The following is a 22441-nucleotide window of genomic DNA, read 5'->3' on the forward strand; positions in this document are numbered from 1 at the left end:
CGGTCACGCTCCGACGCGCTCGATATCCGCGCCGCACCGCACGAGCTTGCGGTCCAGGGCCTCGTACCCGCGGTCGAGGTGGTAGACGCGGCCCACCACCGTCTCGCCCTCGGCCGCGAGGCCGGCGAGCAGCAGGCACACGGAGGCGCGCAGGTCGGTCGCCATCACGGGCGCGCCCTTGAGCCGGCGCCCGCCGCGCACGAAGGCGGTGGTGCCCTGCAGGGTCACGTCCACGCCGAGCCGCGCGAGCTCGGGCACGTGCATGAAACGGTTCTCGAACACCGTTTCGCGGATCATCGAGGCGCCCTCCGCGATGGCCATGAGGGCCATGAACTGGGCCTGGAGGTCCGTGGGGAAGCCCGGATAGGGCTCCGTCGTGATGTCGGCGGCCTTGAGGGCGCCGGCCCGCTCGACCATGAGGCCCCGGTCGCCGGGCCAGATGCGCGCCCCGACGCTCTCCAGGACCTGGCACACGGAGGCCATGTGCTCCAGGCGCGCGCCCTCGAGCTCCAGCCGCCCGCCCGTGATCGCCGCCGCGATGCCGTAGGTGCCGGCTTCCACCCGGTCGGGGATGATCTCGTGGGACGCCGCCCGCCAGGGCTGGTCGCCCTGGACGAGAATGCGGTGCGTGCCCGCGCCCTCGATCCGGGCCCCCATGGCGAGGAGGAGGGCGCAGAGGTCCGCCACCTCGGGCTCGCGGGCGGCGTTCAGGATCTCGGTCTCGCCCCGCGCCCGGGTCGCCGCCATGAGGGCGGTCTCGGTCGCGCCCACGCTCGGGTTCTGGAGGACGATGCGGGCGCCCCTCAGCCCGCCCCGCGCCGAGGCCACGACGTAGCCGCCTTCCATGTCGACCTGGGCACCGAGTGCCGCGAGGGCCTTCACGTGCAGATCGATGGGACGCGCCCCGATGGCGCAGCCGCCGGGGAGGGACACGCGGGCCTCGCCGAAGCGGGCCAGAAGCGGGCCGAGCACGAGGACGCTCGCCCGCATCCGGCGCACCAGCTCGTAATGGGCGGCGCCGTTCTGCGCCGATCCCGGATCGAGCCGCGCCTGGTGGGCGCCGATCGCCTCGACGTGCACGCCGTAGCCTGCCACGAGGTCGAGCATGCTCGCCACGTCCGAGACCCGCGGGAGGTTCGACAGGGTCACGGGGCGGTCGCTGAGGAGTGCAGCGGCGATCTGGGGCAGGGCGGCGTTCTTGGCGCCGGCGATGCTCACGGACCCTTCGAGCCGCCTGCCGCCCCTGACGACGAGCTGATCCATCGCGTTTCCCGCCTCAAGCGCCCTGGTGACTAAATGGTCGTGCTCTGGTACTGTCAAGACGATACCGTTGATTTGAGGATTTTTTGTTAATGGCTCAGCGGGTTGCCGCATCGTCCCCCCGTGAGGTGATTCTCGCGGACCGGGTCTTCGACGGTGAGCGCTTCGTCGAAGGCCAGGCCCTGATCATCGAGGACGGGCGCATCGCGGGCCTCGCCGGCGTGGGCGAGATCGCCGCCGGGACGGCGCCGGTCCGCCGCCTGGACGGCTGCACGCTGGCGCCCGGCTTCATCGACTGGCAGGTCAATGGCGGCGGCGGCGTCCTCCTCAACGATGCCCCCGACGCGGCCGGCATGGCGGCCATCGCCGACGCCCACCGCCGCTTCGGCACCACGGGCCTCCTGCCGACCCTGATCACCGACGCGCCCACCATCATGGAGCGCCTCGCCGGGGCACTGGGGGAGCGCCCGCCGGGCGTTCTGGGCGTGCATCTCGAAGGCCCGTTCATCAACCCCGAGCGCAAGGGCGTCCACCCGCCCGCCGCCATTCGGGCGATGGGGCCGGCCGACCTGGAGCTCCTGGCGTCCTTCGGGCGGTTCGGCCGCTCGGTGGTGACGCTCGCCCCGGAGCGCGCGCCCGAGGGCGCGATCGAGGCTCTGGCGAGAGCGGGGATCCGGGTGTCCGTCGGCCACAGCGCCGCCACGGCGGCGGAGGTCCGGCGCGCCGCCGACAGGGGCCTGTCCGGGGTGACGCACCTGTTCAACGCCATGTCGCAGATCACCCCCCGCGAGCCCGGGGTCGTGGGCGCCGCCTTCGACGATGCCCGGCTCCATGTCGGCATCATCGCCGACGGGCATCACGTCGACCCCGTGAACCTGCGCATCGCCTTCCGGCAGATCGGCCCGGAGCGGCTGGGGCTCGTGAGCGACGCCATGTCGTCGGTCGGCGCCGCGAGCCCGGATTTCACCCTCATGGGCCGCCAGGTGCGCCTCGTCGGCGACCGGCTCACGGTCGAGGACGGGACCCTGGCGGGGGCGCACGTCACGATGATCGCGTCCGTGCAGCGCGCCGTCGCGATGGCCGGGATCCCCCTCGAGGCGGCGCTCGCCATGGCGTCGCGCAGCCCGGCGTCGTTCCTGGGGCTCGACGACGAGCGGGGCCGGATCCGGCCCGCCTTCGTCGCCGACCTCGTGGCGTTCGATTCCAGCTTCCAGGTCCGGGCCACGTGGGTGGCCGGGCGATACCGGGCGGAGACGATGGAGGATTGAGCGATGGGCGAGGGCCTGCACGTGTTCGTCAACCGTCGCCGCTTCGACGGCGCCCACGGCATCCTGCCCCGCATGACCGGCGAGAGCCTCGCGGCCCTTCTCGGCGTGCCGGCCGACAACGCCGTGGTGGAGATCGCGACCGAGGCCGGCGACTGGCGCGAGATCGGCATGAGCGACATCGTCGATCTCCAGACCGGCATGCAGGTCCTGGTGACCCGCCAGTTCGTGATGGGCGGGCGGGGAGACCGGGAGGCCGCGAGATGAGCCCCGCCCGCCCGGACGCCGAGGGCGCGGGTGGCCCCCTGTTGCGGCTCGCCGCCCCCGAGCTCGACGATCTCCTCCGGCTCGTCCTTCGCCGTGCGCCCGGCGCCGAATGGGCCACCTTCGCCCGGTTCGGCTGGCGGGAGACCGCCCGGGGGCTCGTCCTTACCCTTGCCGCCCTCGATCCGCCGGAGCCCGGCGATCTCGACGAGGGCATCCGCGACATCAAGATCGCGGCGCCCTACCTGCGCCGGATCGCGCTCGCGGCCGAGAGCCATCCCCTCGCGGTCGGTCTCGTCCACTCCCATCCCGACGAGGCCGCGCCCCGGCCGAGCGCCCTCGACGACGAGATGGACGCCTATCTCGCGGCTTATGTCGCGGATTTCGCCCCCGGGCGCCCCTTCGCGAGCCTTATCCTGTCGCGGGTCGAGGGCGAGATCGCCCTGTCGGGGCGTGTCTTCCTGAATGGATCCTGGCACGGGATCGAGCGCGTGTCGGCCGAGCGGCGACCCGACATCCGGGCTTGGCCCGGGGGCGAGCGGCCGGCCCCCGCTCCGATGCCCCCTGAGCGCGTCGCGCGCCTCACCAGCGCCTTCGGCCGCGAGGCCTACCAGCGCCTGCAGCGCTCCACCGTGGCCCTCATCGGCGCGGGCGGCACGGGCTCCGCCGCGATCCCGATCCTCGCCCGCGCCGGCGTCGGGCGGCTGATCGTGGTGGATGCCGACCACGCCAGCGAATCGAACCTGGAGCGCCTTCACGGCAGCACGCCAGGGGACGCCGCCGACGCCGTCCCGAAGGTAGCCATCGCCAGGCGCCACGTGGCATCGATGGCGCCAGATGTGACCGTCGAGGCCTGGTTCGGCCGCCTGCCCCAGCCCGAGATCCTCGACGCCGTGCTCCAGGCCGACGTCCTCATGGGCTGCACCGACCAGCATTCGAGCCGGCTCGCCGTCGCGGACGTCGCGGCGCGCTATGCGCTGCCGGCGATCGATTGCGGCGGCCTGATCGAGGGGCGGGACGGGGTCGTCACGGGCCAGATCATCCAGCTCGTACGCTTCCTCGCCGCCGACCCCTGTCCCGCCTGCCGGGGCATGATCAGCACCGTCCGCCTGCGCCAGGAGCTGCTCTCCCCCGAGGAGCGGCTGACCGCCGCGCAGCAGGCGGCCGAGGCCATCGCCCGGGGCGAGCGCCCCGACCCGATCGCCACCGCGATCCCGCAGATCGACACGGTGGGCTACATCACCACCACGGCGGGGACGCTCGCCGCGGGCTATGTGGTGGGCTGGCTGACGGGGCGCTTCGACCCCCGCTTCGAGCGGCTCCAGCTCGATCTCGTGGCCGAGAGCCTCGGCGCCGTGGACCGTCCGCAGCGCTGGCGCCCCGATTGCGCCTGCGGACGCGTGCGGGGCCAAGCCGACCAGGCCATCGACCCGCCCCCGGTCCAGCCGCCGCCGCACTGGCCCGAGCCGCGCCGGCTCGCTTGAGAAGCGCCCGCGCCTTGGGGCGCTGCGAACCCCGGGTTCTTGGGGCGTAGACCCTGGCGGCCTCTAGCGGGAGCCCGTGCCGTCCGCGCCCTCCGAGGGCATGCCGCTCAGCGTCGCGACGAAGTCGTAGCGGTCGCCCCGATAGGTCGAGACGGTGAACTCCACGGGGCGCCCGCTCGCCAGGAAGGCCCGGCGCTCGATGCGCAGGACCGCGGCGCCGGGCGCGATGAGGAGGCGGCGCGCCTCCTCGGAGGTCGCGAGCGAGGCGTGGAGGCGCTGGACCCCCGCCGCCGGGCGCGCGCCTGCCTCGGCGAGAGCCGCGTAGAGGGACGTCGTGACGAGGCCGGGGCTCGCGAGCACGGACGCGGGCACCGCGGCCACCTCCAGGGCGAGGGGCTCTCCGTCCGCCGTGCGCACCCGCGACAGCCGCAGCACGGGCTCGCTGGGGCCGACGCCGAGGCCCAGGGCCTCGCCCGGGGTCGGGCGCACGATCTCCTTCGACAGCCACACCGACCCGGCCCGGCGGCCTCGCGACTGCATGTCCTCCGTGAAGCCCGCCAGCACCGACAGGGGCTGCTCGATGCGCCGGGTCACGTAGGTGCCCGAGCCGTGCTTGCGCGTGAGGATCCCCTCGCGCAGCAGCTCCTCGACGGCGCGGCGCACGGTGATGCGGGCGAAACCCGTGATCTGGGCGAGGTCGCGCTCGGAGACGAGCGCCTCGCCAGGGCGGAACACGTCCCGCTGGATCAGGTACCGGATCGCCTCGGCGAGCTGGTGGTAGCGCGGCGTGGACGCGTCCGGATCGATGAAGGCGAGGATCTCGGCCCGGACGTCGTAACGGGGCGGCGACGGCGGTGCGGCGGATCCGGCGCGCGAACGGCCCGGGCGGAACGGATCCCGGGCGGCCTGAGCCGACGCGTCGTCACTCACGGGCGCCTGCCGCGCGAGGGTTGGGCCCGGCCGGGCTGAATCGATCGCTCATCGCACCATCTCCCGCTGTCGCCCCTCGTATCACGGGGGCGAGCCATGTTCGAATGTAACGCTTTTTCCTAGGGTTGGGCATGCGATTTCCGGCAGGCCCGCCGTAGCGGTCGAAGCGACGGGTGTCGCCTGCCTGCGCCGAGCCCGACCGAGCCCGGCGGCGGTGCACCCTAGGGGCGTGACCCTGATTTATCACGCCTTTACGTGAAGCAGGCGGTCAGGGCCGCGAGCGATCGGAGCTGGGCTCCGTTGGCGACGTGACTCTCGCCGGGGCCGGGATCCACCTCCAGCACGAGCGTCGCGCTCCCGCCCACGTGTGCCGGGAGGTCCCGGATAGGAATGTTTCCTTGGCCAAGCTCCAGCCCTTCCGAGGTGATCCCGCGCCGCAGCTCCGCCGCCGAGAGGTCGTCCTGCTGGCATTGCGCGTCCGTGAGCCGAAGGGCGTCGGACACGTGCAGGTAGGTCATGGCGGGATCGACGAAATCGAGCGGCCCGAGGCGGTCCGCACGCTCGAGGTCCTCGTCCGTGATCCAGGCGAAGCGCGGATCGCCCGCGGTCCGGTCGGGGCGCCGCTTGCGGCGGTTGAACAGGTTCGCGGTCAGTGTGGCGTGCGCCACGTCCACGAAGGGCTCGACGTTGTGGATTTGCTCACCGCTCAAGAAGGCGCGGAACGCGGCGATCTCCCACGGGAAGAAATGGTCGAGGGGACCCGACAGGAAATCCCGCTCGCCGCCGGGCAGGATCCAGTAATGGCCGATATTCTCCACGAGGAGCCGCACGGGTCCGGCCGCCAGGGCCAGCGCTCGCACGATCGCGTTGAAGGCAGCCGTTGCCTCGCTCCGGTCGCGGATGCGGGCCGGCGCGTCCCCGAGCACGAGCCCGTAATAGCGGTGCAGGACGACGCCTCCCGCCCCGATGTCCTGCGCGAACGCGATCGTCCGCTCGCACTGGCCGACATCGAAGGCCTGCGAGGTCACGACGGGCACGGACTGGACGGGAACGTGGACGACGAGCGACTCGACCGGGTGATAGTCCTTGAGGCGCGCCACGACCGCGCGCGCGGCGCGCTGGCCCTCGGGGGTATCGATGTCCCGGGCGCCGAACGTGTGCAGCTCCAGCCGCACGGGTAGCCCCATGCGGGCGAGCCCCGCAGCCCGGGCGTCGAGTTGCGCGACGTCGATCAGGGCCCCTTTGAGCGCGAAGCTGGGCATGGCGTCCTGCCTTCAGAAACGGCCGGCCGGGCGCCTGCGATCGGCCGCGGCCGGGTCGGGGTGATTGTCAATTGCAACGACGGCTGGTAGCCTCATCGCGTTTTTCGAGTCGAATGCCGTTTTTCGCAACTCACGCGTTACTAGAGCCAATTCATCGAAGCATAGACCATCCCGGGGGTTTTCCCATGCCGGAGTTGGACCAACCCGTTTCGAGGCCCGTGGCCGCCGCTTTTCCAGGCTCCCACGACACGCCGAGCCTGCATACCGCGACGACTCTCGTCCCGGCGCTTCGTGAGGGAGCCGAAGAGGGCGAGCGCCTGCGCCGGGCGCCTCCCCGGGTCATGGACGCCTTGCGCGCGAGCGGCCTCATGCGCCTGCTCCAGCCCGCCCGGTACGGTGGTGCGCAGGCCGACCCGAACGAGTTCTTCACCGTTCAGGCGATCCTCGCCTCGGGCGACATGTCGGCCGGCTGGGTGCACGGCGTCATGGGCGTGCTCGCGTTCCACCTCGCCCTGTTCGACGAGCGGGCGCAGGACGACGTCTGGGGCGGCAGACCCGACGCCCTGCTCGCCTCCAGCTACATGCCCGTGGGCCGCGCCGTGCCCGTGGACGGCGGCTTCCGCCTGAGCGGGCGCTGGGGCTTCGCCAGCGGCTCGGATCATTGCGACTGGCTGCTCCTCGGCGGGAGCGTGTCCGACGGCTCGGGCCCCGCGGACCTGCGGGTATTCCTCGTGCCCCGGCGCGACGCGGTCGTCCACGACAGCTGGGACTCGTCCGGGCTGCGCGGCACCGGCAGCCACGATGTCTCGGTGGAGGACGCCTTCGTGCCCGTGCACCGCACCCACCGCCACGAGGACCGGTTCCACAACCGCAGCCCCGGCCTCGCGGTCAACACGGCGCCGCTCTACCGCATCCCGCTGCCGCAATTGCTGTTCCGCTCGATCTCGGCCCCGGCGATCGGCGCCCTCCAGGGCCTTCTCGAGGCCTTCGTCGACCACAGCACGAGCCGCGTCGCGGTCACGGGGCACCCGGTGGCGCGCGATCCGGTGGCGCAGCTCGCCTGCGCCGAGGCCGCGGCGGAGATCGACGAGATGCTGGCGACGCAGGCGCGCAACTTCGCCCGCCTCGCTGGCCTCGCGGGGGCGGGAGCCGACGCGCCGCTGCAGGAGCGGATGGTCATGCGCCTCCACGCCACGATGGTGGCCGAGCGGTGCCTGCGCCTTGCCGTCCGCCTGTTCAAGGCGAGCGGGGCGTCGGGCCTGTCGCGCGCGCGGCCGTTCGGGCGGATCTTCGCCGACATCCAGGCCGGCCGCCAGCACGCCGCCAACCAATACGAGGGCCACGGCCGGGCGCTCGGCGCCGCCATGCTCGGCATCCCGGCACAGGACATGCTGCTATGACCCCGCCCCCTCTGCCCTTCACCATCGCCTTCGACCCCCGCGACGAGGCGGAGCTCTTCGAGCGCTGGCGGACGGTGCTGCGCTCCGACACCTGGAGCCACGGCGCCCAGCTGGAGGAGTTCGAGGCCCTGTGGAGCGCGGGCGAGGAGCGGGCGGTGGCCTTCGACAACTGGGCTGGCGCCGCGCTCGCCGTCCTCGACTACGTCGACGTGCGCGGCGAGACCGTGCTCTGCCCAGCCAACACGTTCCTCGCGACCCCGCGCTCGTCGGCGCTGTCTGGCGCGCGGGTGGTCTATTACGACTGCAACAGGACCGACCTGTGCGGCTCCTTCGACGACTTCGTCGCGAAGGCGGAGGCGACCCGGCCCAAGCTCGCCTGGATCGTCCATATCGGCGGCCATATCGCCTTCGACGTGGAGCGGATCGCGGACTATTGCCGGGAGCGCGGCATCCGGCTCGTGGAGGACTGCGCCCATGCCCACGGGGCCGCCTGGAACGGCCGCCGGGCGGGCAGCTTCGGCGACGCTGGGATCTACTCGTTCTATCCCACGAAGACGGTGTCGATCGGGGAGGGCGGCGTCGCCGTCTCGTCCGATCCCGCCCTGCTGCGGCACCTGCGCTCGTACCGCGATTACGGGCGCGGCTCGGGCTACCGGATCCAGGGGCTCAATCACCGCCTGGACGAGTTCCGCGCCGCCTTCGGGGTGGTGCAGACCCGGCGCCTGCCCGAGATCGTCGCCTGGAAGCAGGCCTATGCCCGGGAGGTGCTCGATCCGGCCTACCCGAACCGCGTGCGGTTCCCCGAGGGCATGACCAGCGGCTACTACAAGTACGTGGTCTTCGACCCGATCCCGAAATCGACGGGCCGGGTCTACGAGCTGCCCTGCCACAAGATCGCGGGCGACCCCGTCGACCTGCCGAACACCGATTGGGTTGCGGCCAACCATTGGTGCGTGCCGATCTATTATTCCCGGGACGCCGAGGCCCGCAGCGCCGCCCTGAGCGGCGGCTTGGTTGCCGCCGATTGAAAGCATCAGCCGAAAGGTGTAGACCGAATGGTATTGACGTGCTATTGAACTGGTATTGTCAGTTGCCGTTGCATTGCTCCCGTCACTCGAGGGATATCCTGATTTAAAGCGAAGCTAAAGCGGGCCGGCCATCGGCGGTCCTGTGTTTGGTTTAGATCGAATGGTCGAACCGTTTTGTCGTCGACCTGAAATCGTCTCAACCCTCATCGCCGATGTCAGAGAGCCGGCGAGACTTTTTGATAATTTGTCTACGGCAGCGGGTTTTGCCGTCCCGCTAACTTTCGAGGCGTTCGGAGCCTCGTAGAAAAACATTTTCATTCATCTTCGGAGGTCGGATCATGTTCGACTCTGTTGCCGCCTATTCGCAAGATGTCAGGCCCGTTTGGCTCTGGCTCGACCCGACGACACGCTGCAATCTAGCCTGCCGGCTGTGCTACACCAAGCAAAGCCACGGCAAGCTCGACATGGATCCCGACGATCTGCGTCGCAGCTTGCGCAAGCTGACGTCCTCGCCCACAATCGAGGTGAAGACCATTCATCTCAACTGGCGCGGCGAACCCCTGATGAACCCGCACTTCGCCGAGCTGCTCGCCGTGACCCGGGACGAGATGCCCGGGATCCAGCTGCAATGGCACACCAACGGCACCATGCTGACCGAGAAGCGGTTCCGCGAGGTGCTCGCCGTGCGCCACCGCCACAAGATCTTCGTGTCCATCGACGGCGGCAACCGGCTCAGCCACGACCTCAACCGCGGCGAGGGCTCCTTCGACCGCAGCATGCGGGGCCTGCGCACCCTCCTCGATCTCGCCGAGGGCGATCCGTGGGTGAAGGTGGGGGTCTACCAGATTGACCTCGGCGAGCCGCTCGAGGCCTACGATCCGACTTTCCTGGAACTCCTGGAGCGGGTCGACGACCACGTGAAGGTCACGCCCCTCCTGCCGGGCGGCCTGCATCAGGCGCTCCCCGACCCGTCGGGCCTGGAGAGCGAGGAGGAGCTTCATCGCATGATGAACCAGGACGTGAACCCGCGCTTCCCGTGCCGGCGGGCGCCTGCTTCTGGGCCGGGCACGTCCTGTGCCTCGCCCCCGACGGCAACGTGTCCATCTGCGTGATCAGCCACGGCCGGCACGGCGTGATCGGCAACCTGTTCGACGAGCCCGCCGAGACCGTGGTGGCCCGCGGCGTCGCGTTCCGCCGCAGGCTTGAGACCGAGGGCCGCTGCCGGGTGGGGCATTGCAGCACCTGCCGCAAGCCCGAGGGCAGCGTCTACGCCAAGCACCAGCGCCGCCTGCAGGTGGCTTGAGCCCCAAGGATCGCGGGCGCCGTTCAGGCCCGGTCGGCGCCCGTGCCGAGAGCTTCACCGGGACGAGACGAGCAGGGAGATGGGACGATGCAGCCGAAGTGGGCCATAGGATTGATGACCGGGACCGTTCTCGACGGCATGATCGACATCGCGTCCATCCGGACGGACGGGGTGGAGGTCGCCGAGTTCGGCGCCTGGACCCTTGCGCCCTATCCGCCGGCCCTGCGAACTCTCCTGGAGGAGGCCGTCGAGGCGGCCCTCGCCTGGCGCTTCGAGGGGCCCGAACCCGCGATCTTCGCCCGCGCCGAGGAGGCCTTGACGGTCGCCCAGGCCGACGCGGTCGCGGCTTTCCTGGCCGAGAACGGCCTCACGCCCGCCGACGTGGCGGCGGTCGGCTTCCACGGCCAGACCGTGCTGCACCGTGCCCCCGAGCCCGGCCGCCACGGTGACACCCGGCAGCTCGGCGACGGCGGCCTGATGGCGCGGCGCCTCGGCGTGGACGTGGTCTACGACTTCCGAACCGCCGACATGCGGGCCGGCGGGCACGGCGCGCCTCTCTCGGCCTCCTACCACGTGGCGCTCCTGCGCCGCATCGGGGCGGGGCCCGACACGGCGGCGCTCAATTTAGGCGGCGTGGCCAACGTGACCTGGTGGGGCGGCGGCGACAGCTTCGTCGCCTTCGACACCGGGCCCGCCAACGGCCCGATCAACGACTGGATCAAGCGCCAGGCCTTGGGCGAGATGGACGTCGACGGCGCCGTCGCGTCGCGCGGGCGGGTCGACGAGGAGCGCCTCGCGCGGCTCCTCGACCATCCCTACCTCACGGCGGCCTACCCGAAATCCCTCGACCGATACGACTTCACGGCCGACATGGCGGACGGCCTCTCGCCCGAGGACGGCGCCGCGACCCTCACGGCCTTCACGGCCGGCACCGTGGGACGCGCCCTCGACCTCCTGCCGCAGCGGCCGACCCGGCTCATCGTCTGCGGCGGCGGGCGCAAGAACCCCGCCATCATGGCGGCCCTGCGCGAGCGGGCGGGGGCGGAGCCCGTGCCGGCCGAGGCGGTGGGGTGGCGCGGCGACGCCGTGGAGGCGGAGTGCTTCGCCTATCTGGCCGTGCGGGCGCTGCGCGGCATGCCGATCAGCTGGCCCCTCACCACGGGCGTCCCCGAGCCCATGGGCGGCGGGCGGCTCGCCCCGCACGCCCAGGCCGCCTGAGACGGCTCCACCCAGGGAGGCTTCCCGTGGACAGGCCCGCCCCGACCCCCGACGGCCCCCCGGGCTCCATCGCGGATGTCGCGGCTGGCCTGGAGCGCGAGTTCGCGGAGCTGGGCGACTGGGACGCCAGGATCGCCCGGGTGCTCGCGCTCGGGCGCGCCCTGCCCGCCCTCGACCCGGCCTTCCGGACGGAGGACCACAAGGTCAAGGGCTGCCAGTCGCAGGTCTGGCTGCGGGTGGACCACGATCCGAGGAGCGGGCGCCTGCGCCTTGCCGCAGACTCGGACGCGCTTCTCATGCGCGGCCTCCTCGCCGTGGTGCTGCGTCTCTACGACGACCGGGGGCCGGGCGAGATCCTCGCCCACCCCGCCGACGTGCTCGATCGTCTGGCGGTGAGCCAGAGCCTAGCGCCCAACCGCGCCAACGGGCTCCACCTCGTGATCAAGCGCATCCACGCCGCGGCTCTCGACGCGCCGGGCGGCCACCTGTCAGCCGAGGGAGGCACGTATGACGCCGCTCAGCCCCGATGAGCGACAATGGTATAGCCGCCAGATGGCCCTGCCCGAGATCGGCGAGGCCGGGCAGGCGCGCATCAAGGCGGCCCGGGTGCTCGTGATCGGCGCGGGGGGCTTGGGCTCGCCGCTCCTCATGTATCTCGCCGGGGCGGGGGTGGGCACGATCGGCATCGCGGATTTCGACTGCGTCGAGACATCGAACCTGCACCGCCAGATCCTGCACGGCGTCGACCGCCTCGACATGCTCAAGACCGAGAGCGCCGCCCGCACGCTCGCGGGGCTCAACCCGCACGTGACGGTCCGGCGGCACGACGGCCCCGTCAACGCCGACACCGCGGACCGCGTGGTGGCCGGCTACACCATCGTGGCGGACGGCAGCGACAACTTCCCCACCCGCGACGCCGTCCACGCCGCCTGCCTTCGCGCCCGCATCCCTCTCGTGAGCGCGGGCGCCCAGATGACGAGCGGCACGCTCACCACCCACAAGGCCTATGAGGGCCCGCCCCATCCCTGCTTCCGCTGCCTCTACCCGGAGGCGCCGGCCGCGGGGCTCGCGCCGAGCTGCGCCGAGATTGGGGTGCTGGGCCCCGCCGTCGGCGCGCTCGGCGCGCTCCAGGCCACGGAGGTCCTGCGCGAGATCCTCGGCATCGGGCCGGGCCTGTCGGGAACGCTGATGATGTACGACGCCTGGAGCTGCGATCTCCAGGCGGTGGCGCTGCCGTGCCGTACCGGCTGCCCGGCCTGCGGCGGCATCCCTCAGCCTCCCGTCACGGGCGGGAACAGGCCCACCTCGTCGGTGGCGGACAGCACATGCGTGCCCTCGACGTAGCGGCGGTTGACCGTGAAGCGCATGGCGCCCCGGGCGTCGGCGATCTCGCCCAGGGCGGGGTGGCGGCCGGTGAGGTGGGTCACGAGCTCGGACAGGGTGCGGCAATCCTCAGGCAGCTGGATCTCCTCCGCCGCCGTTCCCGTCTTGAGCCGGAGCCATGAGAAATAAGACACTTTCATGATCGTCATCCGTCAGTAACAATAGCCGAATTGTCGCGTCGCATAACGTATTTTGTCAAGCCGTAAGAGTGAACGCGGGGCGGTAGACGCCCGAATGACATTGCCAGAAATGGAGATTGCCATGGCAGGTGCACTTGACGGCATCAAGGTGCTTGATCTGTCCCGTTTCATTGCGGGCCCTTTCTGCGGGCAGATCCTCGGGGACCTGGGCGCGGACGTCGTCAAGGTCGAGCGCATCGACGGCGGCGAGGAGGGGCGCAGGGTCGGCGAGACGGTGGCGGGGGACAGCCTGTTCTTCCTCTCGGCGAACCGCAACAAGCGCGGCCTCGCCCTCGACTTCCGGGATCCCGAGGGCCAGAAGCTGCTGGCCCGCCTCGCGGCCACGGCCGACATCCTCGTCGAGAACTTCCGTCCCGGCACGCTGGAGCGCATGGGCCTGGGCTGGGACACCCTCAGCGCCGCCAATCCCCGCCTGATCCTCGTGCGAATCTCCGGCTTCGGCCAGGACGGCCCGCTCGCGCAGCATCCCTGCTTCGACGGCGCCGCCCAAGCCCAGACGGGCATCATGGCCATGAACGGCCAGCCCGGCGGCCCGCCGACCATGGCGGGCGTCTTCGTCTGCGACTACTCGACAGCGCTCTATGCTGTGATCGCGGCGCTCGCTGCGCTGCGGGCGCGGGACGCGACGGGGCGGGGGCAAGTCGTGGAGGCGACGCTGATGGAGAGCGGCCTGTCGCTTCTCACGACGGCTTTGACGGAGCGCATCCTCCTCGGGCGCGAGCCCCCGCGGCTCGGCAACCGCGACCGCTACCTCTCGCCCTCGCATTGCCTGCGGGGCCGGGACCGGGGCTGGGTCTACGTGGTGGCCGGCAACGACGCGCATTTCCCGCGCTTCGCGGAGGCGATGGGCCGCCCGGACCTCGCCGGGGATCCCCGCTTCTCGACCTTCGTCGGCCGCAACGCTCACATCGACGCCCTGGAGGCGATCATCGACGCCTGGGCGGCCGAGCTCGATTCCGGCGAGATCCTGGCCCGTCTCCAGGCAGCCGACGTGCCCTGCGAGCGCGTCGCGTCCATGGCCGACATCGTCGAGAACCCGCAGGTGCGGCACCGGCGCCAGATCGTCGACGTTCCGCACCCGGTCTTGGGGTCCGTCCCGTTCCCCGGCCCGGCCCTGCGCCTCCACGAGACGCCGCCCGCCATCCGGCGCGGCGCGCCGGGCCTAGGGGAGCACAGCGCCGAGATCCTCGCTGATTGGCTCGCGATGGACGCGGCCGCGATCGCCGCGATGCAGGCCGCCGGCACGATCTAGGGGGCGTTCCGCTGGGGTCCGTCGTCGCTTGGTGCGGTCGAGCGTTGCGCCGAGGCAGACGTTGTTGGTGGGGGATGAGGCGGTCTTCCCGTGTCGTCGAGGTGCTGACGGGCCCTCCCCGACAGGCTCCGCCGGCCATTCATCCAGGCAGTCGATCTCCTAACCGTCCGCCGGAGCACCGAATGGTGACCGGGCGAGGGCTGCTCCACCGCCCTCACCACCCTGCGAGCTGCAATCACCAGGACACGTAAAATGCGCCACGATCCACAGCGCCGAACGCGAATGCGTCGCCGCTGTCGAGTGCCGCTTTCACCGCGCCGACCGGATTCCAGTTCCATGAACTCTTGGTGCCACCCCCGCCGGCGTCGGCGAAGTGGGTTATCTCGTATCGAAGGTTCAAGTCGGGAACTTCCGATGATTTCTGAAAGCGGATGGTGCCGTTGTCCATCGCGCTTCGGAGCGCTTTCGCCTTCTCGGTCTGACCGCTGGCTTCGAAATCCACAATCCGCCTTGCGATGTCCAGGCGAACCGAGTTCTGGAAGCTCTCGTCATCGCTCGGGATCCGGCCAGGCGTGAGTTGAACAGTCTGACCCGACCGCAACTCGCGAGCGAAGGCAATCCACTTGCCGCTATTGCCAAGGCTGGCCTTGAGGAGCCCGAGATTGTCGGCGTTCGCGTGGGCCGCCCACCGTGCCGAGGAGGGGAGGTCACCTTCCTGCAAGACCGCCTTCTGCGGCGCCTCGCTTTTGGCGGCCGTGCCCTGCTCGACGAGACGCATGATCGTGGCCATGGCCTCGCTGTTGCGGGCAAGCAGCGACTGCGAGTTGCCGGAGAGACCCACCCCGGGGCTGCCCGCCGGCTTAGCCGGAGCCGCCCCTGCGGGCGCCGTCTGCGACGCGGCGGTGGCGCTCGCGCTTTGGATCAGGGAGAGCGCGATGCTGCTCGAGCTGAGGGTCCCGATGCTCATCATGGAACGTCCTTCCGTCATGACGCGGCCCCAAGAACGCCAAGCTACGCCGTAGGTTACGACGCCACGCTAGGCATCCATCCGTTACGGTTTAGCTAACGGCGGCGCGCAACCAAGGGCGGTTCGCCGAAGGACGACGAGGGCTCGGGGGTGGACTGCGCGGGCCGCCTCCGCACGGGGGCCGCCGTTCCGGGCCAGACCTTTGCGAGCAAGCCCGTGCAATTCCCGGGCGCACGCTGCAAGCCGGCCGCCTCTGAACATTCTACGGTCGTCGAGCGTCCAAAACCCCGCTCACGGCCCGCGCTGGCCACGCCTGCGGCTCGTGAGCGGCGGTACGATCCGGGCTGGGGGCGTCTAGGCCCGCCGAAACCCTGCGAAAGGAGATCCCCATGAGCGAACTCGACACGGTGCTCGACCGACCAGCCCTCGCATCGCAGGGGCAGATCGACATGAAGCTGGAGGTCGTCGTCATCCCGGTGTCGGACGTCGACCGCGCCAAGCAGTTCTATCGCGACATCGGCTGGCGGCTCGACTCCGATTTCGTCGTCGGCGATGACTTCCGGCTCATCCAGTTCACCCCGCCTGGGTCCCCGTGCTCGATCCATATCGGTCATGGCATCACCCCGGCGGCGCCCGGCTCGGCGCGCGGGCTCTATCTCGTGGTCTCCGACATCGAGGCGGCCCGGGCCGAGCTCATCCGGCGCGGCGCCGACGTGAGCGAGATCTTCCACCAATGGGTCGGCGAGACGCCCATGCCCGGCCCGGACCCGAGCCGGCGCAGCTACCATTCCTACGCCACGTTCAGCGATCCCGACGGCAACCAATGGCTGCTCCAGGAGATCACGACCCGCTTCCCCGGCCGCATCGACGCGACGGCCACGAGCTTCGCCTCCACGGCCGATCTCGCCGCCGCCATGCGCCGCGCCTCGGCGGCCCACGACACCTACGAGAAAAGCCTCGGCACCGCCCATGCGAACTGGCCGGACTGGTACGCCGAGCACATGGCCGCGGAGCAATCCGGGGCGGACCGGCCCGCGTGAGCGTGAGCCCGACGCACCCGTCATCGAAGGAGAAATCCATGAACACGCTCGTCAAAGCCCTCGCCGGGCTCGTCGCCGGCCCCCTCTTCGCGACCGGCGCCCTCGCCCACGACCACGCCCGCGAAGCCTCGCCCTACATCGCCGTCGAGAACGAGCCGGCGCCGAAGCTCACCGTGGACCCGCCGATCCCGGAAGGCCTGGCGCAGGGCATCTTCTGGGCCCAGTACCGCGTGGAGAACCTTCGCGTGGTTCCGGTCTTCGGCGCGGGCGCGCTGACCACGTCGCCGCGGATCGGCCACCTGCACATCACCGTCGACGACCTGCCCTGGTGGTGGGCGGAGGCGAGCGGCAACAACACCATCGACATCGCCAACCTGCCGCCCGGCCCGCACAAGGTCAGGCTTCAGCTCGTCGACGCGAACCACCGGGTGTTCCCCGGCCAGGAGGTGACCTTGAACTTCACCATCCCGGCGCGCCAGCGGGCGGACAATGGCGGGCATGCCGGGCACTCGGCGAACTGAGCCCACGCGACATGCGGGACTTGCCGGGCGTCGCTTGGCCTGAGTCCCGCATCCTGGTTCCATGCGTCTAGGAGAACCTCATGAGACCTCTCGTCCTCGCCCTGGCCCTCGGTGGGCTCGCCTTTCCGGCAGGCGCCGATCCGCTCGTCAAGGAGCTCCTGGCGATGCCGCCGCGGGGCGACCGGATCGAGGCGCGCCTGTCCACCGCCACGATCGAGCCCGGCGCGGTGGGGCGCTGGCACACCTATCCCAACCATCCCGTGGTCTATGTCGCCGAAGGAACGGTGACCGTGGAGTTCCGAGACGGTCCGCCGAAGACCTTTCGGGCCGGCGAGGGATTCGTGGAGCCGGTCGACACCGTGCTTCGCGGCGCCAACAAGGGCTCGGTTCCGGTTCGCCTCGTGATCTTCCAGCTGAGCCCGCCCGAGGCTCCGCCGGCGGTCGATATGCCCTGAGCCCGCCGCAGGACCCCCCACAGCATCGCCAATGCCGCATCCCGGCGGGCGCGCACGATCCCGGCCCGGTTCCCCTCTGGAGGCAACGATCATGAACCAGTCCTTCGACGCCATCGTGATCGGGGCAGGGCAGGCGGGCCCCGCGCTCGCCGGGCGGCTGACCGAAGCCGGGATGCGGGTCGCCCTCGTGGAGCGGGGGCGGCTCGGCGGAACCTGCGTCAACATCGGCTGCATCCCGACGAAGACCCTCGTCGCCAGCGCCTATGCGGCGCAGATCGCCCGCCGCGGACGCGAATACGGCGTCGAGGTCGGCCCGGAGATCGGCATCGACATGGTGCGGGTCAGGGATCGGGCGCAGGGCGTCTCGACAAGAGCGCGCATCAACGTCGAGACCTGGCTGCGGGGGATGAAAGGCCTCACGATCATCGAGGGGCATGCGAGGTTTGAGAGCCCGACCACGGTGCGGGTCGGCGACGATCTGCTGACTGCGCCGCGCATCTTCCTCAATGTCGGGGCCCGCGCCAACGTGCCCGACATGCCGGGCATCGGCGGCGTCGAGGTCCTCACCAGCACCGCGATGCTGCAACTCGATACGGTCCCGCGCCACCTCGTGGTGATCGGCGGGAGTTATATCGGGCTCGAGTTCGCCCAGATGCACCGCCGCTTCGGTGCGCAGGTCACGGTCGTCGAGATGGGACCGAGGCTCATCGCGCGCGAGGACGAGGACGTGTCGGAGGCCGTGCGGGCCATCCTGGCCGACGAGGGGATCAGGGTGCGCACGAACGCCACCTGCATCGCCTTCAAGCCCCATGCGGAGGGCATCGAGGTCACGGTCGACTGCAACTCGGGCGAGCCCACTGTCGTCGGCTCCCACGTCCTCCTCGCCGTCGGGCGCCGGCCGAACACGGACGATCTCGGCCTCGACCGCGCCGGCGTCGCGGTGGATGCGCGGGGCTACGTCACCGTCGACGACACCCTTGCGACCAACGTTCCGGGCATCTGGGCCCTCGGCGACTGCAACGGGCGGGGCGCCTTCACCCACACGGCCTACAACGACCACGAGATCGTCGCGGCGAATCTTCTCGACGGCGGGTCGCGGCGGGTGAGCGAGCGCATCCCCGGCTACGCGCTCTATATCGACCCGCCGCTCGCGCGCGTCGGCCTGAGCGAGACGGAGGCGCGCCGGACGGGCCGGACGATCCTGGTCTCCAAGCGCCCGATGAGCCGGGTCGGACGCGCGATCGAGCGGGGCGAGACCAAGGGCTTCATGAAGGTGGTGGCGGACGCGCAGACGCAGCAGATCCTCGGCGCCGCCATCCTGGGCGCCTCGGGCGACGAGGCGATCCACGGCATCCTCGACGCCATGCATGCCGGCGTGCCCTACCCGGTCCTGCAATGGGCCGTGCCGATCCATCCCACGGTCTCCGAGCTGATCCCGACGCTCCTCGGCGGCCTGAAGCCCGCCGTCGCGGCCGAGCCCTCCCTCGCGAACGCCTAGCGGCCCCGGGCAGGGGAGGGCCCCCGCGCCTTCCCGGGCTTCGGCCCGCCTTGCATCGGCGCGTCAGTCAGGTCACCATGGGGCATGGGCGTTGATGGCGTGGCACGGGCCAGGCATCGGGGCTCCGCCGGGAGAGGCAGCGTCGTGCGTTCGCGGTCCCATCGCCCTGAAGCATGCCAGGACCGCCGCAGCCTGCGGAGTGGGATCGCCCGCATTCGCCTCTGCCGCCCCCGTCCCGCCGCGAGCCGCGTGACGCGGATCGCCAGCCGGCACGGGCAACGTCGCGTTCCCGTCAGCCCGACCTAGCCCATCCCGATCTGAACCGATGTCAAGCCGGCCGCAAGGTCGGGCGCGAGCTCGTTTCGGGATCTTGGGATGCCCCTCTTCAAGCGCTTTCTCCCGGCGCTCGTCGCGTGTCGCCGCGCGCTGATCGCCACCAACCCGTCCGCCTGGCGGCGAGCCACGACGGCCGGGGAACGTCATGTGGTTTGAGGCCCGGCGATGGGCCTACAGGCTCACCGGCCGCATGGGTTTGCCTGCCTGGTCGCGGGAGGCGACGGAACTCGTGAGCTTGATCCTGTTCGTCGCGAAGCGCATTCCCACCGTTCCGGGAAGGACGATCCGCGCCCGCGAGCGGGTGCTCCTGGCCGCTCTCGACATCGCGCAAAGCGAGGCGGCCCGCGACGCCCTCGCGAGGCGTCTCGGGGTGTCGGCGGAGGAAGCGCGGATGTTCCAGGACGATCTCCTGCGGGCGCGGGCGGCGCTCGCCTACCGGACGCGGCCCGGATAAGGCGCGTGGCGCCGCGCCTATGGTGCCTCCGGGGGCTTGCCCCGGGGCGGGCGCGGCTCGAGGCGCCCAGCGGTCGCGGACGCTCTTCGCATCTCGGCAATCATCCTGTCGATCTCCCGGTCGATGCCGCCCTTGCGCCTGTGCCGGGCTGCGAGGCGGATGAGGGCCAAGGCCCACAGGAGGACGGCCAAGGGCAGGCTCAGCGCCCCGATCCAGAGCCCATGATGCCAGGCGAGCACGCCGGCCGTGCCGAGACCGGTGGCGAAGGCGGCGAGCAAAATGGGGACCATGACGCATCTCCCGAGGGGAACGCGTCCCGTCAGGCGTCACCGCCAGCTTCGTCCGGGATCCCTCGCACGAGGACAACGCAGCCGGTGCCGTTTTCGACGCGCCGAGACAGCGATAAGCTCGTCCGCCACGTGTCCAAGCCCCGCCACGCAGCCCTGACGTCCCCGTCTCGGCGACGTTTCAAGGTGCCTCGCGCCGTCCGGTCGGGATGCCAGGCGCGTGGAGCGACCGGCAGGCCCGGTCGTCGGACCTCACAGGCGGCTGACGTGGAGCCGTGAGATGATGAGGTCGGAGACCTTTCGATAGAGCCGGGCCGGCAGCATGATCTGCGCCGCGATGGCGACGGCGAGCGTCGGCCGGTAGGCTCGGCCGGCGACCGCGACGGCGAACATGCGCGCGGCCATCCACGGCTTGGTTCTCGCCACCATCTTGGCGACGTGCCAGCCCCGATAACCCAGATAGGCCGAGCGCGGGATGCTGTCCTTGATGTTCTCCAGCCACCTGAAATCGGCGATCTCGTACCGGGAGAGCGACAGCCGCTCGCTGCCGTTCTGGTCGTAGACGAGGGCGCCCGGCTGCTCGCACATCACGAACGTGCATCCGGCCAGATGGAGGCGGATGGCGAAGTCGGTGTCGTCGCCATAGCGCGCGATCGGCTCGTATCGGACCCGTCGCGCGAACTCCGTCGGCAGCACGAGCGTGCTCGTCGGGACGAAGCCCCGGTCGCACATCAGATAGGTCGACAGGTTTTCGCCCGCGCGGGGGGCACGATGCGGGCGCACGAGGCTGCAGTCGCCGCCCCGGTCCGCTATGATGGGGGCGAAGGCCGCGCAGGTGCCTTCCGCGGGGCGCTTCCCGGCGAGGAGGCCGACGGCGTTCTCGAGATGCCAGGGGAGCCAGACGTCATCGGAATCCAGGAACGCGGTGTAGACGCCGCGTGCTTCGTCGATCCCACGATTGCGTGCCGCGCCCGCTCCCGCGTTCGCCTGCCTGACGACCCTGATCGGCGCGTCCGGAAACGCGTCCCGGACGAGCGCTCCGATATCGATGGTGGAGCCGTCGTCGACGACGACGATCTCGATGGAGGTGTAGGACTGCTTGAGAACGGAGTCGACAGCCGCCAGGAGTTCGGTGCCTCGGTTGTAGACCGGCACGACGACCGAAACCAGCGAATCCACGGTCATCTCTCCCGCCCGCGACGTTGCCGAAGCAATCACGATCATGCCTTATAGAGCGTGAACTTTTCCGGTTCAACAGATTGCGAGGATACGCGTGCCGGCTGGTGGATCCGAAATAAATAATATGCGTTGGATGGCAAAAAAGGCCCTTCGTCTCGCTTTGTCCGCGCGAACGAGCTTTCGCCCCAGTCAAGCCAACATAAGGGTCCTGACATATCACCGCTTCGGCGACGACACGGATCCATGGACCATATCCGCGGACGTGTTCGAGAAACAGATAGCATGGGCCGCGAAGGAAGATCTTTTCATCTCGCCCGAATCCGTCGCCGGTGTCCTCAACGGAAGCGCCGGCCGAACTAGCGGGATTATCGTCACGATCGACGATTGCGACCCAAGCGTTTACGCTGTCGCCCTGCCGATTCTCCGCAAGTACGGCGTCGAAGCCGTGTTGTTCGCGATCACGGATCGGATCGGGTCGGACAATCACATGACGGCGGCGCAACTCAAGTCGAGCGTCGATCAGGGTTTCGTCGTCGGCTCGCACTCGCGGAGCCACCCTCACATGGCAAAGCTCGACGCCGAGCAATTGCAGAGCGAGGCGGCTTTGTCCCGGCGCATCCTGCAGGACATCACGGGTTCCCCTGTCGAGATGTTCGCCTACCCCTACGGCAACAAGCAGTCGATCTCCCCCGAGACGCGAAGCGCCCTGGAGGCGGCCGGCTATTCCATCGCCTTCACCTCCCAGATGGGGGCCGTCACGCCCGGCGTCGATCCGCTTGCGGTCCCACGGCTGAACATCGAGCACGGCGATCCTGTCTGGACCTTCGGCGCTCTCTGCCACGGGCACCTCGACGATTGGGACGCGGCGTGCCGGTCGCTCGGCCTGTCCCGCTTCCAGTACTGATCGGCCCTCATGCGGCGCGGCTGCGGCCAGGCTGCGGGGCAGCGACGCCGCACGGCGCAATCGCATTCGCCAAGGTGAGCGGAATCTTCTAAGGGGCTGCGCGAGGCCGCATTCGGGAAGGGTGGAATCGATGGTCCAAGAGCGCCGTGTCCTGGTGGCCTCCAACTACAACACGCTCAAGTACCCGTTCTCGGCCCAGGCTTACGAGTTCTGCTCCGTGGTGGCGGCCTGCGAGGGCGCCGACCTCCTCGCTCCCGAGGCCACCCCCGCCTTCCGGGCAGGCCCCGCCAGCAACGCCTACCTCGCCCAGGAGATCGTCCGCCGCGGCATCACCCGCCTGCGCGCGGGCCTGGGCCGGCCCGCGGCCCCCACCATGCAGCCCACGCCCCTCACCCGCGACTACGACCTCCTGTTCTGGGTCTGCCAGTTCGAGGCCGGGCTTGCCGAGGTTGAGCGGCTGGAGGGCTGGCGCGAGCGCTGCCGGACCAAGGTGGCCTTCGTGGTCGAGACCTGGTCGACCCTCATGGCGCGCAACGCCGCCAACCTGCGCC

The 22441-nt window shown here is 70.6% G+C and carries 24 protein-coding genes and 1 pseudogene; 18 read left to right on the forward strand and 7 right to left on the reverse strand.

Annotated elements, in window-relative coordinates:
* Positions 1-3 precede the first annotated feature (3 nt).
* The gene (gene murA, locus F0L46_RS01025; RefSeq protein WP_149815163.1) at positions 4-1263 is read right to left on the reverse strand and encodes a UDP-N-acetylglucosamine 1-carboxyvinyltransferase; all 1260 of its coding nucleotides are present in this window, start codon (positions 1261-1263) and stop codon (positions 4-6) included.
* Between the two features lie 89 nt (positions 1264-1352).
* Here murA and nagA point away from each other — a divergent pair, with 89 nt between their 5' ends.
* Genes nagA through F0L46_RS01040 form a run of 3 tightly spaced genes read left to right on the forward strand, consistent with a single transcriptional unit; the run spans position 1353 to position 4273 of the window.
* Complete coding sequence (nagA, locus tag F0L46_RS01030; protein ID WP_149815164.1) at positions 1353-2528, forward strand: N-acetylglucosamine-6-phosphate deacetylase; 1176 nt, start codon at positions 1353-1355, stop codon at positions 2526-2528.
* Positions 2529-2531: 3 nt separating this feature from the next.
* On the forward strand, positions 2532-2792 hold the full coding sequence (locus F0L46_RS01035; RefSeq protein ID WP_149815165.1) for a hypothetical protein: 261 nt from the start codon (positions 2532-2534) through the stop codon (positions 2790-2792).
* Entirely contained in the window at positions 2789-4273 is a 1485-nt protein-coding gene (locus F0L46_RS01040) for a ThiF family adenylyltransferase (protein WP_149815166.1), read from the forward strand. Before F0L46_RS01035 ends, F0L46_RS01040 begins: the two co-directional genes overlap by 4 nt.
* A 63-nt stretch (positions 4274-4336) precedes the next feature.
* Here the strand turns inward: F0L46_RS01040 and F0L46_RS01045 are convergent, their stop codons facing one another.
* Positions 4337-5203, reverse strand: a complete 867-nt coding sequence (locus F0L46_RS01045) for a GntR family transcriptional regulator (RefSeq protein WP_210247583.1) — start codon at positions 5201-5203, stop codon at positions 4337-4339.
* Between the two features lie 251 nt (positions 5204-5454).
* Positions 5455-6465, reverse strand: a complete 1011-nt coding sequence (locus F0L46_RS01050; RefSeq protein ID WP_149815167.1) for a Rossmann-fold NAD(P)-binding domain-containing protein — start codon at positions 6463-6465, stop codon at positions 5455-5457.
* A 218-nt stretch (positions 6466-6683) separates the two neighbouring features.
* On the opposite strand from F0L46_RS01050, the gene F0L46_RS01055 reads away from it, so the two are divergent.
* The 7 genes from F0L46_RS01055 (at position 6684) to F0L46_RS01085 (ending at position 12758) form a co-directional block, all read left to right on the forward strand.
* Positions 6684-7865, forward strand: coding sequence for an acyl-CoA dehydrogenase family protein (locus F0L46_RS01055; protein ID WP_149815168.1), 1182 nt, complete (start codon positions 6684-6686; stop codon positions 7863-7865).
* Positions 7862-8893 carry a DegT/DnrJ/EryC1/StrS family aminotransferase gene (locus tag F0L46_RS01060; RefSeq protein ID WP_149815169.1) on the forward strand — a complete coding sequence of 344 codons (1032 nt, stop codon included), beginning with the start codon at positions 7862-7864 and terminating at the stop codon, positions 8891-8893. Before F0L46_RS01055 ends, F0L46_RS01060 begins: the two co-directional genes overlap by 4 nt.
* Before the next feature lie 338 nt (positions 8894-9231).
* Positions 9232-10005, forward strand: coding sequence for a radical SAM protein (locus tag F0L46_RS01065; protein WP_149815170.1), 774 nt, complete (start codon positions 9232-9234; stop codon positions 10003-10005).
* Entirely contained in the window at positions 9990-10196 is a 207-nt protein-coding gene (locus F0L46_RS01070; protein WP_240539799.1) for a hypothetical protein, read from the forward strand. Before F0L46_RS01065 ends, F0L46_RS01070 begins: the two co-directional genes overlap by 16 nt.
* 87 nt (positions 10197-10283) lie before the next feature.
* On the forward strand, positions 10284-11414 hold the full coding sequence (locus tag F0L46_RS01075) for an anhydro-N-acetylmuramic acid kinase (RefSeq protein WP_149815172.1): 1131 nt from the start codon (positions 10284-10286) through the stop codon (positions 11412-11414).
* A gap of 26 nt (positions 11415-11440) precedes the next feature.
* Positions 11441-11944, forward strand: a complete 504-nt coding sequence (locus F0L46_RS01080; RefSeq protein WP_210247584.1) for a SufE family protein — start codon at positions 11441-11443, stop codon at positions 11942-11944.
* Positions 11922-12758, forward strand: coding sequence for a HesA/MoeB/ThiF family protein (locus tag F0L46_RS01085; protein ID WP_149815173.1), 837 nt, complete (start codon positions 11922-11924; stop codon positions 12756-12758). Before F0L46_RS01080 ends, F0L46_RS01085 begins: the two co-directional genes overlap by 23 nt.
* On the opposite strand, the gene moaD is transcribed toward F0L46_RS01085, so the two are convergent.
* The gene (moaD, locus tag F0L46_RS01090; protein WP_188311806.1) at positions 12686-12937 is read right to left on the reverse strand and encodes a molybdopterin converting factor subunit 1; all 252 of its coding nucleotides are present in this window, start codon (positions 12935-12937) and stop codon (positions 12686-12688) included. The genes F0L46_RS01085 and moaD overlap by 73 nt on opposite strands.
* 121 nt (positions 12938-13058) lie before the next feature.
* Between moaD and F0L46_RS01095 the strand changes: the two genes are divergently transcribed.
* A complete protein-coding gene (locus F0L46_RS01095; RefSeq protein ID WP_188311807.1) occupies positions 13059-14249 on the forward strand; it encodes a CaiB/BaiF CoA transferase family protein in 1191 nt (396 codons plus the stop codon).
* 235 nt (positions 14250-14484) lie between these two features.
* Here the strand turns inward: F0L46_RS01095 and F0L46_RS01100 are convergent, their stop codons facing one another.
* Positions 14485-15219 (reverse strand): hypothetical protein, encoded by a 735-nt coding sequence (locus F0L46_RS01100; protein ID WP_149815176.1) that lies wholly within the window; start codon positions 15217-15219, stop codon positions 14485-14487.
* 386 nt (positions 15220-15605) lie between these two features.
* Between F0L46_RS01100 and F0L46_RS01105 the strand changes: the two genes are divergently transcribed.
* The 5 genes from F0L46_RS01105 (at position 15606) to F0L46_RS01125 (ending at position 19520) form a co-directional block, all read left to right on the forward strand.
* Positions 15606-16256 carry a VOC family protein gene (locus F0L46_RS01105; protein WP_149815177.1) on the forward strand — a complete coding sequence of 217 codons (651 nt, stop codon included), beginning with the start codon at positions 15606-15608 and terminating at the stop codon, positions 16254-16256.
* A gap of 38 nt (positions 16257-16294) precedes the next feature.
* A complete protein-coding gene (locus F0L46_RS01110) occupies positions 16295-16777 on the forward strand; it encodes a DUF6130 family protein (RefSeq protein ID WP_149815178.1) in 483 nt (160 codons plus the stop codon).
* A gap of 80 nt (positions 16778-16857) precedes the next feature.
* Positions 16858-17232 (forward strand): cupin domain-containing protein, encoded by a 375-nt coding sequence (locus F0L46_RS01115; RefSeq protein WP_149815179.1) that lies wholly within the window; start codon positions 16858-16860, stop codon positions 17230-17232.
* A gap of 91 nt (positions 17233-17323) precedes the next feature.
* Positions 17324-18730 carry an FAD-containing oxidoreductase gene (locus F0L46_RS01120; protein WP_149815180.1) on the forward strand — a complete coding sequence of 469 codons (1407 nt, stop codon included), beginning with the start codon at positions 17324-17326 and terminating at the stop codon, positions 18728-18730.
* Positions 18731-19211: 481 nt separating this feature from the next.
* Entirely contained in the window at positions 19212-19520 is a 309-nt protein-coding gene (locus F0L46_RS01125) for a vWA domain-containing protein (RefSeq protein WP_149815181.1), read from the forward strand.
* 17 nt (positions 19521-19537) lie between these two features.
* On the opposite strand, the gene F0L46_RS01130 is transcribed toward F0L46_RS01125, so the two are convergent.
* Positions 19538-19810: a hypothetical protein gene (locus tag F0L46_RS01130; RefSeq protein WP_149815182.1), complete on the reverse strand. Its 273-nt coding sequence runs from the start codon at positions 19808-19810 to the stop codon at positions 19538-19540.
* A 249-nt stretch (positions 19811-20059) separates the two neighbouring features.
* Positions 20060-21031, reverse strand: coding sequence for a glycosyltransferase family 2 protein (locus tag F0L46_RS01135; RefSeq protein WP_149815183.1), 972 nt, complete (start codon positions 21029-21031; stop codon positions 20060-20062).
* 217 nt (positions 21032-21248) lie between these two features.
* On the opposite strand from F0L46_RS01135, the gene F0L46_RS01140 reads away from it, so the two are divergent.
* Positions 21249-21890 (forward strand): polysaccharide deacetylase family protein, encoded by a 642-nt coding sequence (locus tag F0L46_RS01140; protein WP_188311809.1) that lies wholly within the window; start codon positions 21249-21251, stop codon positions 21888-21890.
* A 130-nt stretch (positions 21891-22020) separates the two neighbouring features.
* Positions 22021-22441: pseudogene (locus F0L46_RS01145) on the forward strand (hypothetical protein); the annotation flags it as partial.

Source organism: Salinarimonas soli (assembly GCF_008386575.1).
GTDB lineage: Bacteria > Pseudomonadota > Alphaproteobacteria > Rhizobiales > Beijerinckiaceae > Salinarimonas_A > Salinarimonas_A soli.

What these genes read in the sequence shown, in the direction of transcription:
- F0L46_RS01050 (WP_149815167.1), bottom strand. Translation starts at nt 6,465, where the DNA reads ATGCCCAGCTTCGCGCTCAAAGGGGCCCTGATCGACGTCGCGCAACTC.
- F0L46_RS01035 (WP_149815165.1), top strand. Translation starts at nt 2,532, where the DNA reads ATGGGCGAGGGCCTGCACGTGTTCGTCAACCGTCGCCGCTTCGACGGC.
- F0L46_RS01135 (WP_149815183.1), bottom strand. Translation starts at nt 21,031, where the DNA reads ATGATCGTGATTGCTTCGGCAACGTCGCGGGCGGGAGAGATGACCGTG.
- F0L46_RS01075 (WP_149815172.1), top strand. Translation starts at nt 10,284, where the DNA reads ATGCAGCCGAAGTGGGCCATAGGATTGATGACCGGGACCGTTCTCGAC.
- F0L46_RS01100 (WP_149815176.1), bottom strand. Translation starts at nt 15,219, where the DNA reads ATGATGAGCATCGGGACCCTCAGCTCGAGCAGCATCGCGCTCTCCCTG.
- F0L46_RS01060 (WP_149815169.1), top strand. Translation starts at nt 7,862, where the DNA reads ATGACCCCGCCCCCTCTGCCCTTCACCATCGCCTTCGACCCCCGCGAC.
- F0L46_RS01085 (WP_149815173.1), top strand. Translation starts at nt 11,922, where the DNA reads ATGACGCCGCTCAGCCCCGATGAGCGACAATGGTATAGCCGCCAGATG.
- F0L46_RS01120 (WP_149815180.1), top strand. Translation starts at nt 17,324, where the DNA reads ATGAACCAGTCCTTCGACGCCATCGTGATCGGGGCAGGGCAGGCGGGC.
- F0L46_RS01110 (WP_149815178.1), top strand. Translation starts at nt 16,295, where the DNA reads ATGAACACGCTCGTCAAAGCCCTCGCCGGGCTCGTCGCCGGCCCCCTC.
- F0L46_RS01115 (WP_149815179.1), top strand. Translation starts at nt 16,858, where the DNA reads ATGAGACCTCTCGTCCTCGCCCTGGCCCTCGGTGGGCTCGCCTTTCCG.
- nagA (WP_149815164.1), top strand. Translation starts at nt 1,353, where the DNA reads ATGGCTCAGCGGGTTGCCGCATCGTCCCCCCGTGAGGTGATTCTCGCG.
- F0L46_RS01040 (WP_149815166.1), top strand. Translation starts at nt 2,789, where the DNA reads ATGAGCCCCGCCCGCCCGGACGCCGAGGGCGCGGGTGGCCCCCTGTTG.
- F0L46_RS01105 (WP_149815177.1), top strand. Translation starts at nt 15,606, where the DNA reads ATGAGCGAACTCGACACGGTGCTCGACCGACCAGCCCTCGCATCGCAG.
- F0L46_RS01125 (WP_149815181.1), top strand. Translation starts at nt 19,212, where the DNA reads ATGTGGTTTGAGGCCCGGCGATGGGCCTACAGGCTCACCGGCCGCATG.
- F0L46_RS01065 (WP_149815170.1), top strand. Translation starts at nt 9,232, where the DNA reads ATGTTCGACTCTGTTGCCGCCTATTCGCAAGATGTCAGGCCCGTTTGG.
- F0L46_RS01130 (WP_149815182.1), bottom strand. Translation starts at nt 19,810, where the DNA reads ATGGTCCCCATTTTGCTCGCCGCCTTCGCCACCGGTCTCGGCACGGCC.
- F0L46_RS01095 (WP_188311807.1), top strand. Translation starts at nt 13,059, where the DNA reads ATGGCAGGTGCACTTGACGGCATCAAGGTGCTTGATCTGTCCCGTTTC.
- murA (WP_149815163.1), bottom strand. Translation starts at nt 1,263, where the DNA reads ATGGATCAGCTCGTCGTCAGGGGCGGCAGGCGGCTCGAAGGGTCCGTG.
- moaD (WP_188311806.1), bottom strand. Translation starts at nt 12,937, where the DNA reads ATGAAAGTGTCTTATTTCTCATGGCTCCGGCTCAAGACGGGAACGGCG.